Origin of the sequence: Veillonella sp. oral taxon 780 str. F0422, from assembly GCF_000221605.1 — a bacterium.
Lineage (GTDB): Bacteria > Bacillota > Negativicutes > Veillonellales > Veillonellaceae > F0422.
Map to the genome: position 1 here is coordinate 1 of NZ_AFUJ01000034.1, position 14,788 is coordinate 14,788.

Annotated in this window: 11 protein-coding genes and 1 pseudogene; all 12 read left to right on the top strand. The window is 40.4% G+C overall.

The features are described from left to right. Positions 1 to 186: 186 nt before the first annotated feature. Positions 187 to 1,581: a thioether cross-link-forming SCIFF peptide maturase gene (gene scfB, locus HMPREF9200_RS04110; protein ID WP_009353553.1), complete on the top strand. Its 1,395-nt coding sequence runs from the start codon at positions 187 to 189 to the stop codon at positions 1,579 to 1,581. 29 nt (positions 1,582 to 1,610) lie between these two features. Continuing rightward, positions 1,611 to 3,869, top strand: a complete 2,259-nt coding sequence (gene hypF, locus HMPREF9200_RS04115) for a carbamoyltransferase HypF (RefSeq protein WP_009353576.1) — start codon at positions 1,611 to 1,613, stop codon at positions 3,867 to 3,869. 8 nt (positions 3,870 to 3,877) lie between these two features. Next, the gene (locus tag HMPREF9200_RS04120; RefSeq protein WP_009353557.1) at positions 3,878 to 4,132 is read left to right on the top strand and encodes a HypC/HybG/HupF family hydrogenase formation chaperone; all 255 of its coding nucleotides are present in this window, start codon (positions 3,878 to 3,880) and stop codon (positions 4,130 to 4,132) included. Beyond that, entirely contained in the window at positions 4,089 to 5,207 is a 1,119-nt protein-coding gene (hypD, locus tag HMPREF9200_RS04125; RefSeq protein WP_009353561.1) for a hydrogenase formation protein HypD, read from the top strand. The genes HMPREF9200_RS04120 and hypD overlap by 44 nt, the downstream gene beginning before the upstream one ends. Next, a complete protein-coding gene (hypE, locus tag HMPREF9200_RS04130; RefSeq protein WP_009353578.1) occupies positions 5,208 to 6,215 on the top strand; it encodes a hydrogenase expression/formation protein HypE in 1,008 nt (335 codons plus the stop codon). A 124-nt stretch (positions 6,216 to 6,339) separates the two neighbouring features. Next, complete coding sequence (locus tag HMPREF9200_RS04135) at positions 6,340 to 6,762, top strand: hypothetical protein (protein WP_038144685.1); 423 nt, start codon at positions 6,340 to 6,342, stop codon at positions 6,760 to 6,762. Between the two features lie 57 nt (positions 6,763 to 6,819). Then, positions 6,820 to 7,926 carry a hypothetical protein gene (locus tag HMPREF9200_RS04140; RefSeq protein ID WP_009353577.1) on the top strand — a complete coding sequence of 369 codons (1,107 nt, stop codon included), beginning with the start codon at positions 6,820 to 6,822 and terminating at the stop codon, positions 7,924 to 7,926. Positions 7,927 to 7,935: 9 nt separating this feature from the next. Then, positions 7,936 to 9,495, top strand: coding sequence for an LptA/OstA family protein (locus HMPREF9200_RS04145; protein WP_009353563.1), 1,560 nt, complete (start codon positions 7,936 to 7,938; stop codon positions 9,493 to 9,495). Positions 9,496 to 9,509: 14 nt separating this feature from the next. Continuing rightward, positions 9,510 to 10,397, top strand: coding sequence for a UTP--glucose-1-phosphate uridylyltransferase GalU (gene galU, locus HMPREF9200_RS04150; RefSeq protein WP_009353569.1), 888 nt, complete (start codon positions 9,510 to 9,512; stop codon positions 10,395 to 10,397). Between the two features lie 224 nt (positions 10,398 to 10,621). Next, positions 10,622 to 12,249 (top strand): annotated as a pseudogene (locus HMPREF9200_RS04155) (phosphoenolpyruvate carboxykinase (ATP)). 12 nt (positions 12,250 to 12,261) lie between these two features. Then, the gene (brnQ, locus tag HMPREF9200_RS04160) at positions 12,262 to 13,602 is read left to right on the top strand and encodes a branched-chain amino acid transport system II carrier protein (RefSeq protein ID WP_009353556.1); all 1,341 of its coding nucleotides are present in this window, start codon (positions 12,262 to 12,264) and stop codon (positions 13,600 to 13,602) included. A 213-nt stretch (positions 13,603 to 13,815) separates the two neighbouring features. Next, on the top strand, positions 13,816 to 14,781 hold the full coding sequence (locus tag HMPREF9200_RS04165) for an ABC transporter substrate-binding protein (protein ID WP_009353575.1): 966 nt from the start codon (positions 13,816 to 13,818) through the stop codon (positions 14,779 to 14,781). Positions 14,782 to 14,788: the final 7 nt, after the last annotated feature.

Here is a 14,788-nt window from a genome sequence, read left to right on the forward strand (position 1 = left end):
GATTCTGTATGCTAACCCTTTTATGTCTTTAGCTTGTCTAAATTATAATATCTGTACTTCAAAAGTACAATTTTTTGCATACTATAATTTTAGAAAAAGTATACTCTATATTGATAGCTTTCTATACGTTACGAGTATAAAGTGATATAATATACGGTAGACTTTAGTAAGTTAATGGAGGTATGAATGTTAGAATTACAACCGATGATTCATAAATTTAAAATGAAAGATAAGTTCTTTCTATTGGATGTAAATAGTGGAATTATCCATGTGATCGATGAGCTCATTGATCGTGTATTAGATATCTATAACGGTACCAACCGTGATGCTGTACATAGTGTATTAGATGCTACAGAGGATGCAGCGGAGTTAGATGAAATTATGGATGAGTTAGATGAACTCATCAAAGAGGAAATGCTCTTTGCTCCTATGTCTGCAGAGTTCAAACTAGTGGTAGATGAAAAACCAATTGTAAAAGCTCTTTGCTTAAACATTGCTCATGATTGCAACTTAGCTTGTAAGTATTGTTTCGCTAGTCAAGGTGATTACGGCGGAGTAAAACGAGAATTAATGAGTTTTGACGTGGCGAAACGTGCTGTAGATTTCTTGATTTCTATGAGTGGTCCACGCCAGCATTGTGAAATCGATTTCTTTGGTGGTGAGCCATTGTTGAACTGGGATGTAGTGAAACAAACCGTAGAATACATTGAATCCATTCAAGAAAAACATGGAAAAATCTTTAAATTGACATTGACCACTAACGGCATGTTATTGACACAGGATAAAATCGATTATGTGAATGAGCATAACATGAGTTTGGTGCTGTCCCTAGATGGTCGTGAAGATGTGCATAATAGTATGCGCCCAAGTTCTGGTGGCAAAGACACTTACAATACAGTAGCGAAGAACTTAGTGAATGCTGTTAAACAGCGTGAGGGCCGTGAATATTATGTACGTGGTACCTATACACATAATAACTTGGACTTCTGCAAAGATGTAGAAGCTATGTCAGATTTAGGGTTTGAACATTTGTCTATGGAACCAGTGGTTGGCGAAGATGGAGCTTATGTGTTACGTCCTGAGGATATGCCGATCATCGAAAAAGAATATGAAAAATTGGACAGACTTATATTTAGAACGTCAACTAGCAGGTTGGGGGAGAAATTTAACTTCTTCCACTTCCGTATGGATTTATACCGTGGACCATGTATGGCGAAACGCTTACGTGGTTGCGGAGCTGGTCATGAGTATATGGCTGTTGTACCAAATGGAGATATTTACCCATGTCACCAATACGTAGGTAAGGATGGCTATGTGATTGGTACGGTCTTTGATGGTTTGAAAAATTATGACATACCAACGCAGTTCAGAAACACTCACGTATTTACGAAAGAAACATGTGCTAACTGTTGGGCAAAATTCTTCTGCTCTGGCGGTTGCCATGCAAATAATGAAACATTAGGTGGAGACCTTAGCACACCATACGAAATGGGATGTAAATTACAGAAAAAACGTATTGAATGTGCTATTATGATCCAAGCTGAACTGGATGCAGCGGGGATCCGACAAGAAAATCACTAAAATTTTATAACTGAAGGGAGGCGGGTTCTATGAAAGCATACACCATACATGTAACAGGCATTGTACAGGGCATAGGATTCCGCCCCTTTGTGTCTAAACTAGCCCATGAATTAAGACTAGTGGGGACAGTGAGAAATGACACGAGCGGTGTGGAAATACACATACAAGGTGTAGATGCAGATTGCCAACTATTTGTAGAACGATTGCAATCTGAGTTACCTATGCATGGACGCATTGATACTTTGCGTGTAGAACCAAGCACAGTACAATCATTGCACTCGTTTACGATAATCCTTTCCCAAGGTGCTAAGGGCAATGCCTTTATTGGCGCCGATATGGCACCTTGCGAGGCATGCTTGCAAGATATACAAGACCCTGAGAATCGACGCTTTCACTATGGGTTTACAAATTGTACGAACTGTGGTCCTCGGTATACGATTATTGAAAGTACTCCTTACGACCGTCATAAAACATCGATGAAAGCATTCCCTATGTGCGAGGAGTGCCAAGGGGAATATGAGGATCTAGAAGGGCGACGGTATCATGCAGAGCCTAATGCTTGCGAGCAGTGTGGACCGATGTTTACATTACAAGGTACAGATGGGATGGTGTTGGCTACTGGACAGGATGCCATAGAGCAAGCCAAAGAGTACATACAACAAGGTGCCATTGTGGCATTAAAAGGTGTAGGCGGCTATCATTTGGTCTGTGATGCGTTACAAGAAAATGCAGTACAAACCTTGCGTCAGCGTAAAGGACGGCCTAGAAAACCCTTAGCGGTCATGGCAGGATCCTTGGAAACGGCAAAACAGTATGTATACATATCTGAAAAGGAAGAAGAACTATTGTTGAGCCCAGCAAGGCCTATTGTGTTGTTGCGAAAGGTAACAGAGCATAATACGGTGGCACCAAGTGTAGCTCCTGGTATGGAAACCTTAGGCATTTTGCTGCCCTATGCTCCGTATCACTACAGTTTAGTACCGTTTAATGCTCTATGGGTCATGACTAGTGCGAATCGAAGTGGTGATCCTGTATTATATAATGATGCCCAGGCATTGGAAGAATTACAGGGGATAGCAGACTATATATTGACTCACAATCGGGAGATTATCTCTCCTGTAGACGATTCTGTGGTACAAGTGGTGCATGATACATCAATCATGATTCGCCGTAGCCGAGGATACGTACCTGTATCCATTCCTGTAGTAGCATTAGAGAAGAGGTCAACTATGCTAGCTATGGGTGCAGATATGAAGGCAGCATTTGCGATGAATCGAGGTTCTCATGCTATCCTTAGCCCCTACATGGGAGATATGGAGCATCAGCGAGTACAGGATTTGCTATGGTCCACAACGAAGCGCTATGAAGACTTATTTCAATTACAACCAACAGAGGTCATCGTGGATGCCCACCCGAATTACTACACATCACAGTGTGGTAGAATCTATGCAGAGAAATATCAATTACCTGTCATAGAAGTGCAGCATCATCATGCCCATGTGGCATCGGTACTGGCAGAGTATAATATTCAGGAACCAGTGTTAGGTATTTGCTTTGATGGGACAGGATATGGCACAGATGGCACTCTATGGGGCGGTGAGTTTTTATATTGTCATCAAGAGCATATGGAACGTATGGCACATTTGAGTTATGCCCCTTTGCCAGGTGGTGAAGTGGCAGTACGAGAACCGTGGCGTCAAGCATTATGGTATGTGAATCAGACCTATCCATCAGGGGGACCCACAGTTATAGAAGAGTGGAAGAAAACACTGCCAAAGGGATGGGAACTATTAGAGAAAATGATGCCTCATATGCAGATGATACGATCTTCGAGCGGTGGACGCTTATTCGATACAGTAGCGTCTTTGTTAGGTGTAGGCCATGAGCATCTCTATGATGCGCAACTTGCTATCGAGTTAGAACAACTGGCGCTTTCAGAGAGGGGCACTATCCTAGACATGAAGCTGGACGGAACGGTATTAGATACAATGAGTTTAGTACGATCTGTGATAGAACAATTAGAATGTGGTGAAAGTGTAGCAAAAATCTCAGCAAACTTTCACAGAACTTTGATATATTATATAGGACAGATGGCGAAACAATGTTGTAAGGAGCGACAAATTTCGCATATTGTCTTGTGTGGAGGAGTATTCCAAAATCGCATTCTCCTAGAAGGAGTGATACGGGAATTAGAAGAGTACCATATCCACATTCCTAACCAAAGCCCTTTGAATGATGGTGGTATCGCTTTAGGACAATTATGGTTGGGAAATTATATGAATAGATAGGAGATACTATGTGTTTAGCAGTACCTGCACAGTTGGTGCATATTAATGAATCCATCGGTACCGTAGAATTAACAGGAGTGCAACGGGAGTGTAGCCTGTTATTGGTGCCGGAAGCAAAAATTGGAGATTGGCTATTAGTCCATGCGGGCTGTGCCGTACAAATTGTAGATGAGGAGGAAGCTCGTTTGACCCTTGAGGCATTCCGCGAGTTAGAAGAACTTGAACAAGATTACTTTAACAGAAAAATCGAAGGTCGCTGCTAGTCTACTAGAGCGCATTCGTGAATTACATAATCCGGAAGAAAGGGTGCGGTTTATGGAAGTCTGCGGGACCCATACCGTGGCTATCTTCCGTGAAGGCATCCGTCAAATGCTACCAAAAGGCATCGAGCTGATTAGTGGTCCTGGATGTCCTGTGTGTGTGACAGATCAACAATACATGGACCAAGCTTTGGCGTATGCAGCTCAAGATGACGTAGTGATTGCCACCTTTGGAGATATGCTAAAAGTACCTGGTACGACAGGTAATTTATGGCAATCTAAAGAAGAGGGTGCCCACATTGAGATTATCTATAGCCCAATGGAAGTGCTTTCCTTAAGTGAACAATATCCAGATAAGAAGATTATCTTTTTAGGCATTGGCTTTGAAACAACTATAGCTGTCATAGCAGCTACAATACAGGCGGTTCATGCAAAGGGATTAAAAAATGTATTTTTCCTGATTTCTCATAAATTGGTGCCTCCTGCATTACGCGCTTTATTAAGTAATCCAGATCATCAAATTGATGGATTCTTATTGCCAGGTCATGTAAGCGTTATCATTGGAGAACAGCCGTATCAATTCTTAGCTGATGAATATCATATGCCAAGTTGTATTGCTGGCTTTGATGGTGTGGAAATTTTAGCAGCCATTGTAAATCTCTTAGAACAACGTAAAGAAAAGAAATTTTATGTAGGAAATACATATCGGTCTGTGGTGGCAAAAACGGGAAATCCAGTAGCACAACAATTAATGGATACCTTGTATGAGCCGTCTGATGATGGTTGGCGTGGTATTGGTACCTTACCTGCATCAGGATTAAAGTTGCGAGGTGAATGGTCTGCTTATGATGCATTAGTACAATTACCATTGCCTCCGTTTACCACTAGTGATGGACCGAAAGGTTGCCAATGTGGGTCTGTTATCCAAGGGATGATTCATCCTGATGCATGCCCTTTATTTGGCAAACTTTGTACGCCAGAGCATCCAGTAGGAGCTTGTATGGTATCCGTAGAAGGTAGTTGTTCAGCTTGGTATAAATACGGTTTTTCCAGCGGTGGAATGACCTGGGAGGAATAAATGGAACGGATTCGGTTAGTCCATGGTAATGGTGGTAAATTTAGCCACGAACTAGTGGACAAATATATTGTGAAATATTTTTCTAATCCAATATTAAATGAATTACATGATGGGGCTGTATTTCCCGTTACTAATGGGCGTATGGCTATGAGCACAGATTCCTATGTAGTGACGCCGCATATATTTCCTGGTGGTAACATTGGTAAGTTAGCTGTATGTGGTACAGTGAATGACTTAGCCATGATGGGTGCTATTCCTCAGTATTTGTCTTGTGGACTCATTTTAGAGGAAGGTTTGCCTATCCCTACGTTAGAAGTGGTGCTACAAACCATGTCTGATATGGCACAACAAGCAGGTGTTTCTATCATTACAGGAGACACGAAGGTGGTAGAAAAGGGTTCTGTTGACGGAATCTACATCAATACAGCCGGTGTAGGTATTGTACCGGACTATGTACAGTTAGGCACTCCCTATATTGAAAGTGGTATGAAAGTTATTGTATCCGGCACCTTGGGTGACCATGCCATTGCTGTTATGGGAACTCGGTATGGATTAGATTTGCCAGACACAATTCAGACAGATTGTGCTCCCTTACATACTATGTCCCATGCCTTATTGGAAACATTTGGAAAAAATATTGCTTTTTTTAGAGATCCTACTCGCGGTGGATTGGCTACCACATTACAAGAAATTGCAAATTCTGCTCAAAAAGGGATTCGATTGCAAGAGTCTGCCATTCCTGTCCGTGAGGAAGTGCAAGCCGTATGCCAAGTATTAGGGTATGACCCATTGTATTTAGCCAATGAAGGTAAAATGATTGCCATTGTACGTGCTGATGTGGCAGATGATGTAGTGCAGATGATGCGGACTTTTACAGAAGGTTGTGATGCTGTCATCATTGGTGATATAGTGAATGGTAATGCTGGTAAAGTAGGTTTACAAACGGCAGTAGGCGGAATTCGTTTGTTAGATATGCTCGGAGAAGACCAAGTTCCACGGATTTGCTAAAAAATATAAGATTTCATGAAAAAATCATGGATATCTCATATACTTTGTATAGAATAAAAATTTATTTTTGATACAATGGAAAGGAAAAGGAGGATATTACGATGAAAAACAAATCGTAGCTGCTATGGTAGCATTCTCAGTAGCCACTGTGGGTGTTGTTGGAGTGCAACAAGCTCAGGCGTTCAATTTAGGAAGTTTATTAGGAGGCGCCTTGAAAGTGGGAGGCGTGGGCTTTCTAGTAGATAAATATGGAGACTCCATTAATAATTTCTTGAACAATTTATTAAAGCAAAATAATTTGAGTACTACCTATTCAACAAAAGTAGTTCCTATTGTCAGTCTTGGTAAAGGTGGCCATATTGGTGCAGCACAGATAACAGGACCTAGTAGTGAAGTGGAACGTGTGGAAGCGGTAGCACAAATTGAGGCTAGTTTTAATTCCGTAGCTCGCGTAAAAGGACTAGTACCGATTGACAGTACGAACCCAACGACTGCAAATCGCATTCAAGGGGTTGGCGTATCCGCAATTATAGATTTGAAGATTTAATGGATTAGCACGGGCTTGCCCGTGCTATCTATGTGTTAGTAGAGATGAGGAGATACTATGAAACGTTCTGCTGTATTAGGAGCTGTATTTGCTCTTTTAGCAACAAGTGTATGGGCTGCACCAGACACAGTATTAGAAAAAACAGAAGCTTTGGAAAGTACTGTGTATGGTAAAGTACAAGTAGGTGCATTAACAGATCGAGTACATCAATTACAAGATACTATTTATGGTACAAAACAACAAGGTAGTATTACAGGGCAAGTGGAATCTTTGTATACATCTGTGGAAGGTCAAGGAACAAAGGTAACATTGCATCAAGAAGTCAATGCTTTGGAATGGATGTATTATGATGAAGTTCATAGTGGCTCTCTCGTAGAACGCATTGGCGAAATGGAACGCAGTGTGAATGGACTAGAAGCAAAAGGTTCTTTACAAAGTCGTGTACAAAAATTAAAGCAATCTATTTTTGGAACACAAGTAGCATTGCGAACAAAACTAGGAACTATTGGGGCTGATCAAGTATTTACTCTAGAATTAACAGAACCAGTAACATCTCAAAAAAATGTGAAAGATGATGTAGTTCATGTCAAAGTAGCAGAAGATGTAATGGATGGGGAAACTCTGTTGATTCCTAAAGGAACAGTAGGTACTGGCCATATTACGGAAATTACAAAAGCAAGATCTTTTGGACGTAATGCAAAATTAAACATTGTATTTGATAAATTACAAGGTATTGATGGTACAATTTTCACAGCCATCCAAGGTGAAGAAGCTAAGTCTAAAACAAAAGGAGAACTAAAAGCGGCTGGTGCGTCTGTAGCAGGGGCTGTTTTATTAGGACCTGTAGGCCTTGTAGGGGGCTTCTTTGTAAAAGGTAAATCTATTGATTTACCAGTAGGAACTCTTGTGTATGTACAGCCTGAATCCTCTGTTACTATTTCTGGGGTGGAAGTACATGGTGTAGATACGGGAGCTATGCAAAAAGCTCCTGTGGAGCCAGTGGTAGCACCAAAAGCAGCAGCAGAACCAGTAGCAGAATCAAAAGTAGTAGCTGAATCAACGCCAGCTCCGGCTGTAAAAGCAAAAGAAGAACCTGTACAAGTGGTACCAGATGATTCTTTAACTGAAAAACCTGTCATCATTGTAAAACGTGAGAAAGACTAGGAGATGAGCATGAAAAGATATTCTGTAACAGCCGCTGCTATTTTGACGGCATTGGCATGTACACAAGGTCATGCCCAAACAGTAGATGCTACGACCCCAGTATTCGAAGCCGCTCCAAAGGTTGCCGAAACTCAGTATGTGCAAATGCCTAAGACTTCCACAGTATCTACAGATACACAGTATGCGCCAAATTTGCAGGTTAAAGCAATTGAAAAAAAAGGCAAACAAGTGGTAGAAAAACCGGCTGTACCAGTTCGTATTGATGCAGATAAAATGTATTATAACGATACTACTGGTCGTGTATGGGCCAATGGCGCTGTAGAAGTAGAACGGGGCAATCAACAACTATTGTCAGAAAGACTAGAAGGTAATACGAAGACCCAGCAATATGAAAGTGTATCGGACTATCACTTTTTAGAAGATAAAGGGGATACAAAGGACTTAAAAGGTTCTCATATTACCTATAATGCTACTACTGGAGCAGCTCATACAAAAAATGTATTTGGCTATGCCGATCCCTATTGGGTAAAAGCAGAAGTGGGCGACTTTGATGGTAAAACAGGGCGCATTGAAAAAGGTTGGTTAACGACAAAACATGCTATTGCTTTTAAAGGGGCACCTGATTATCGTGTGGAAGGGGACTATATAGAGGTATTCCCTGGAGATAAAGCAGTCATTCATAATGCAAGTTTTTATATTAAAAATAAACGGATTATTTCTGTAAATAAATATACGGTGTCTTTGCGTCAAGATAAACAAGGACAAGTGAGCGTATTTTCCTTTGTACCAAGACCGAAATATAATTCTTCTGATGGATTGAGTTTAAATGGTAAAATTGACTATCCACTATCTAAACATGGGGAACTTTTCTTACATTATACTTGGGGAACTCATATTGGGTTTAAACCATCCTTTGGGTATGTTCATTTCTTGCCTTGGGGAGAAGCAAAAATAGCGTATAGTCGCGAGTCAGCTACATTAAATGCGAAAAAAGTATGGGTCGAGAAGAAGCCTGAATTATCGGTAGATACGCATGCGTATCATCTTGGTAGCACTCCTGTGACTATTCGTGGTGGTGTTAGCTATGGTAAATGGTATGAAGGTCATATCAAGGGAACTCATGCTAAGATGTATGGTGAAGTATCTCATGACCCAGTTCATATAGGGCCTAATACAGAGGTTACCTTCTATGGTGGTTACCAACGTGACTACTACGGATATAATTCGTCGGTTCGTTCTATGCCATATTGGGGTGTAGCTGCCAACACCAACCTAGGACCTCGTGTGAAAGCTTGGGCTGGATATCGTCAAAGTAATGTATCTGTCTCAGCCGACTCTCCATATCCATTTGATCAAATTGATGTGAAGTATAATTTATACTATGGGCTAAGTGTACAAGCTACTCGATTAGATCGCTTTAGTGTACAGATACAACGAGATATGCAGACTCATGAGTTACGGTATGTAGATCTTACATGGCATCGTGATTTACATTCCTTTGAAGGATCCTTGACATATCGTACAAAACAAAAGAAATGGGAATATACATTGGTAGCGAAAGATTTTTAATCTAAGGGGAAACCATGAAAAAAGTTAGAAAAGCAGTGATTCCAGCGGCAGGCTTTGGTACACGCTTTTTACCAGCCACTAAGGCACAGCCGAAAGAGATGTTGCCTATTGTGGATACACCAACAATACAATATATTGTGCAAGAGGCTATCGATTCAGGTATTGAAGATATTCTAATTATTACGGGACGCAATAAGCGTGCGATTGAAGATCATTTTGATACTAGTGTGGAGTTAGAGCAATTATTGCAACAACAAGGTAAGCAACAACATCTTGATATGGTGAGAAATTTGGCGAATATTAAAGTTCATTACATTCGTCAGAAAACAGCCCGTGGATTGGGTGATGCTATCTATTGTGCGAAGTCTTTTATAGGGGATGAGCCATTTGCTGTTCTATTAGGGGATGATGTGGTCTATAACCCACAAAGACCGTGCTTGAAGCAATTAATCGATTGTCATTATGCCCATGATGGCGTAACAATTTTAGGAACTCAATTTGTAGCTCCAGAAAAAGTTAGCTCCTATGGTATTGTGTCAGGTAGTGAAATCGAACCGAATGTGTACGAAGTAGCAGGTTTGGTGGAGAAGCCACCACTTGAGTATGCCCCATCGAACTTGGCGGTATTAGGTCGTTATATTTTGACGCCAGATATATTTGATGAATTAGAAAAAACTCCCCAAGGGGCGGGCAATGAAATTCAATTGACCGACGCGATTGCTAGACTTTCCTCAAGAATTTTAGCTTACTCTTATGAAGGGGTGCGCTATGATATAGGCGATCGATTAGGATATTTAAAAGCGACTGTAGAATACGGCTTACGAAATCCACAGTTGGCTGAGGCATTTAAATTGTATTTGCAAGACTTAGATATTGATTATATTATGAATCATAGATCTTAGTTGTATAGAATCAACGGATATTGTGAGGTGAATGCCTTGTGATATCCGTTTTTTCATAACTATTCATCGCATAGTAAAAATACACTGTGATACATATCACAGAGGCCTGTATTTGCTAGACTGATGCAGTATATATGATTGGTCTCATATTGTGAAATACTTAATTAAATGTTAGAATATAAGAATATGCATAAGTATAGTAAGTTAGAATTAATGAGGAACATATGGCAACAAGATTAAAATGGAAACATTCCGAAATTAAAGAGAATCCGCTCTTTTCCAAATTAAGAAGTACCATAGAAACTGCTTTTTATGGAAATAATGTAACACCGGTGAAGTCTATTGCACAGGCTTATGAGTTAGCCACGAAAGAACCTGGGGTCGTTGTATTAGATATGCCCGTATACCGTGCGGAAGAGCAAGGTTTACCGCAAGATGCCAAAGTATTAGTTACAAATAATGGTAAAACAACAGGTCGTTATGCAAAAGCTCGCCGTATTATTGGCGATGAAGGTATTAATGAAGTAGAATTATGTGATATTGCGCGGGATGCAGTATATGATAGCCGTCATAAAGAATGGATTTCAGCGCAAGCTATCGTAGGTTTGGATGAAGCTTTTACTGCTCGTGCGCACTTGATGATTCCTAAAGAGCACGCATCGATCCTATATTCTTGGGCTATTAATTTCCAATTTTTCAATGAGGAAGTAAAAGCCTTTTATAGAGGTAGTAAAGAGATTCCAGAAGGGGATATTTTTATTTACTCTGACCCAGATTATGTGGTAGAAGGTCATCCAGGTGGACTGGCTATTTTTGACCCTGCTCATAACTGTGCTATGATTTTAGGTATGCGTTATTTTGGGGAGCATAAAAAAGGTACTCTTACATTAGGATGGTCCTTGGCAAATCGTTATGGTTATGTGGCATGCCATGGTGGCATGAAACGATACAATTTAAAAGATGGTTCTTCTTATACGATTGGCGTATTTGGGTTATCAGGGTCTGGTAAATCTACATTGACTCATGAACAGCATGGTGGACGATATGATATTTCTGTATTACATGATGATGCCTATATCATTCATACAGAAGATTTGTCTTCCATTGCCTTAGAACCAACATATTTTGATAAAATGCAAGACTATCCAGTGGAACATCCTGCTAATAAATACCTATTAACATTGCAAAATGTGGGTGTTACTTTAGATGAAGATGGTAACAAAGTTGTGTTAGCAGAAGATGTGCGCAATAACAATGGTCGTGCTATTAAATCACAATTCTGGACAGATAATCGTGTGAACTTTGTAAAAGATCCAGTGAATGCTATCGTGTGGTTGATGAAAGATAAAACATTGCCACCAATTTTAAAAGTGGATGATCCAATTTTAGCGGCTACTATGGGTGCTACTTTGGCAACACGTCGTTCTACAGCAGAGAAATTGGATGCTCACGTAGATCCTAATGCATTGGTGATCGAACCTTATGCTAATCCATTCCGTACCTATTCTTTACGTACCGATTATGAAAGTTACAAAAAACTATTCACTCAATCTGGTGTAGATTGCTACATTATGAATACGGGCTTCTTCTTGGACAAAAAATTCCAAAAGAAGTAACATTAGGCTTGTTAGAAGGTTTGGTTGAGGGTAGCCTTAACTTTGAACCGTTCTATAAATATGAAAACTTAGAATATGTAAAAGTTGAAGGTTTTGAACCAGACTTTACAGTTCGTGAGTACCATCATATTTTGCACAAAGCATTTGAGTTCCGCTACGATTACATTGAAAAATTAAAAGGAACAAAAGATGAGTTGCCAAATGAAGTACTAGATGTATTAAAAATCATTATGTAAGGGGGAATAGTGATGAATCAAACATTATCTTGGGGTTCTGTAGCCTTTATTGGAACTATGTTATTCGGGATGTTCTTCGGAGCAGGAAACTTAATTTTCCCTGTTCACTTAGGACAAGAAGCAGGTCAAGCGTTGTGGCCAGCTATTTTAGGTTTTTTAGCGACAGCTATTGGACTACCATTCTTGGGTATTGTCGCTATGGGTGTGTCTCGTAGTAATGGCTTACAAGACTTGGTAAGTCGTGTACACCCGACCTATGGTAAAATTTTCACCTTGTTATTGTACATCACGATTGGGCCAGCATTTGCTATCCCAAGAACGAGTACAGTATCCTATACAATCGGATTTGAACCATTCCTTGGCAGTGTCAATCCAGATCTTGCATTAGCTGTATTCTCTGGGGTATTCTTTATCATTGCTATTTTATTCTCTTTAAACCCTGGTAAGTTGATGACTTATATCGGTAAAGTGTTAACGCCATTATTCTTAGTATTCCTAAGCATTTTATTAATCACTGTAGTGGTTATGCCAATGGGAGATTACACATCAGTAGCGCCACAAGGGGAATATGCTACCCATGCGTTCTTCAAAGGTTTTACAGAAGGCTATAATACACTTGACGTATTGGCATCGTTAGCCTTTGGTATCATCGTTATCCGTGCCTTACAAGGTGTGGGGGTCACAGAACCTAAGGACATTGCTATGGGACTTGTAAAAGCAGGCTTCGTGGCATGCTCTATTATGGCTGTTATCTACGGTTTCTTAGCCTATAGTGGTGCTACAAGTGTCACAACATTAGGCCTTGCTAAAAATGGTGGTATTACCATGGCGCAAATGAATGCATTTTACTTCGGCAATGTAGGGGCTATCTTGTTGGCCATCATTGTTACACTAGCATGTTTAAAAACTTGCGTAGGTTTGATTGGTGCTTGTGGTGAAACTTTTGATGAAATGTTCCCAAACACATTGGGTTACCGTGGTTATGCATACTTAACAACAGCAGTGGGTTTCTTAATTGCTAACGTAGGCTTAACAAAAATCATCGAATTAGCTATCCCTGTGTTGATGTTCTTGTATCCATTGTCTATTACAATCATCTTGTTATCCTTTGCAGCACCTATTTTCAAAGGCAGACAAGCTGTGTATGCGTGGACAACAGCCTTTGCCCTATTTGCGGCATTAGGTGATGCTATGGCAACAGCACCAGCATTTATCAATCAATCTGGATTTGTACAATGGGCGTTGCCATATTACGGAATGCTTCCATTTGCTTCTATCGGTATGGGCTGGATTGTGCCGTCCATTATCGGTTTCCTTATCGGTATGGTGCATATCGCATTAGTACGTAAATAGTAGAATTAAAGATAAACGACTAGATTGTAATAATCTAGTCGTTTTGTTTATCTGTGAGGATAATGTCTCGTGACGGTATTAGATTCTATAGAAATTTTAATTTATATATTTTCTATTACTTTCACATGTGGTATAATCTCTATATCTTTCCCATAGAAAGACTGTAGGCGGTGGCGCGTGGCTACCATGTAGTATAGTAGAAAGGAGATTTTTATGTGGAAAAAAGGACTGGCCCTGTTGGTGGTCTGTCTGGTGGGATTCTTACTATGGCATGAATCTTCACTAGAAGCACCAGGAGGAGGCAAGATGTACCGAGTGGGTATCTTGCAATTAGCGGAGCATCCCGCACTAGATGCAGCAAATAAAGGTTTCGTAGATGGATTACGGGAAGAGGGATTTGTAGATAATGTGATTCTTGACCACCAAAATGCTCAAGGAGACCAATCCAATCTAAACACCATTGCCCAACGATTTGTGGCGCGTAATTCCGATTTAGTAGTGGCCATTGCAACTCCAGCGGTACAGGCTATGGCGAATGCTACGAAGGACATTCCTGTATTAGGCACTGCGGTTACGAGCTTTACCACAGCACGACTTGTAGATAGTGATGAACATCCAGGTGGTAATGTATCGGGTACCACAGATATGGTGCCTATGGAAAAACGAGTGGAATTAGTGCATCAATTATTACCGAATGCGAAAAAAATCGGTACTATTTATTCATCCAGTGAAGTGAATTCACAATTACAAGCAGAGAGTTTTCGAAAAGAAGCACAAAAATACGGTATGGAATTAGTAGAAATAACCGTCTCCAACGTGAATGATGTGCCGCAGGCGGCGAATCAATTAGCTATTATGGGTATTGATGCAGTATACTTTCCAACAGATAATATCATTGCTTCATCCTATGCGAACATCGTCACTATATTTAGTAGCGCTAACTTACCAGTGTTTCCCTCTGATGAGACATGGTTAAAAACAGGTGGACTAGCAGCCTACTCTGTAGACTTTTATAGATTAGGAGTTCAAACTGGACATATGGCGGCCCGTGTGCTTCGTGGTGAAAGCACACCGGATAGCATGCCAATCGAGATGCAAGAGCCTATTAAATTTGTATTCAATCAAGACGAAGCGGATCGCTTGCATATCCAGATTCCAGAGTCATTGCGACAACAGTAGTATAGTA

What these genes read in the sequence shown, in the direction of transcription:
- HMPREF9200_RS04140 (WP_009353577.1), top strand. Translation starts at nt 6,820, where the DNA reads ATGAAACGTTCTGCTGTATTAGGAGCTGTATTTGCTCTTTTAGCAACA.
- HMPREF9200_RS04145 (WP_009353563.1), top strand. Translation starts at nt 7,936, where the DNA reads ATGAAAAGATATTCTGTAACAGCCGCTGCTATTTTGACGGCATTGGCA.
- galU (WP_009353569.1), top strand. Translation starts at nt 9,510, where the DNA reads ATGAAAAAAGTTAGAAAAGCAGTGATTCCAGCGGCAGGCTTTGGTACA.
- HMPREF9200_RS04135 (WP_038144685.1), top strand. Translation starts at nt 6,340, where the DNA reads ATGGTAGCATTCTCAGTAGCCACTGTGGGTGTTGTTGGAGTGCAACAA.
- scfB (WP_009353553.1), top strand. Translation starts at nt 187, where the DNA reads ATGTTAGAATTACAACCGATGATTCATAAATTTAAAATGAAAGATAAG.
- hypF (WP_009353576.1), top strand. Translation starts at nt 1,611, where the DNA reads ATGAAAGCATACACCATACATGTAACAGGCATTGTACAGGGCATAGGA.
- brnQ (WP_009353556.1), top strand. Translation starts at nt 12,262, where the DNA reads ATGAATCAAACATTATCTTGGGGTTCTGTAGCCTTTATTGGAACTATG.
- hypE (WP_009353578.1), top strand. Translation starts at nt 5,208, where the DNA reads ATGGAACGGATTCGGTTAGTCCATGGTAATGGTGGTAAATTTAGCCAC.
- HMPREF9200_RS04120 (WP_009353557.1), top strand. Translation starts at nt 3,878, where the DNA reads ATGTGTTTAGCAGTACCTGCACAGTTGGTGCATATTAATGAATCCATC.
- HMPREF9200_RS04165 (WP_009353575.1), top strand. Translation starts at nt 13,816, where the DNA reads ATGTGGAAAAAAGGACTGGCCCTGTTGGTGGTCTGTCTGGTGGGATTC.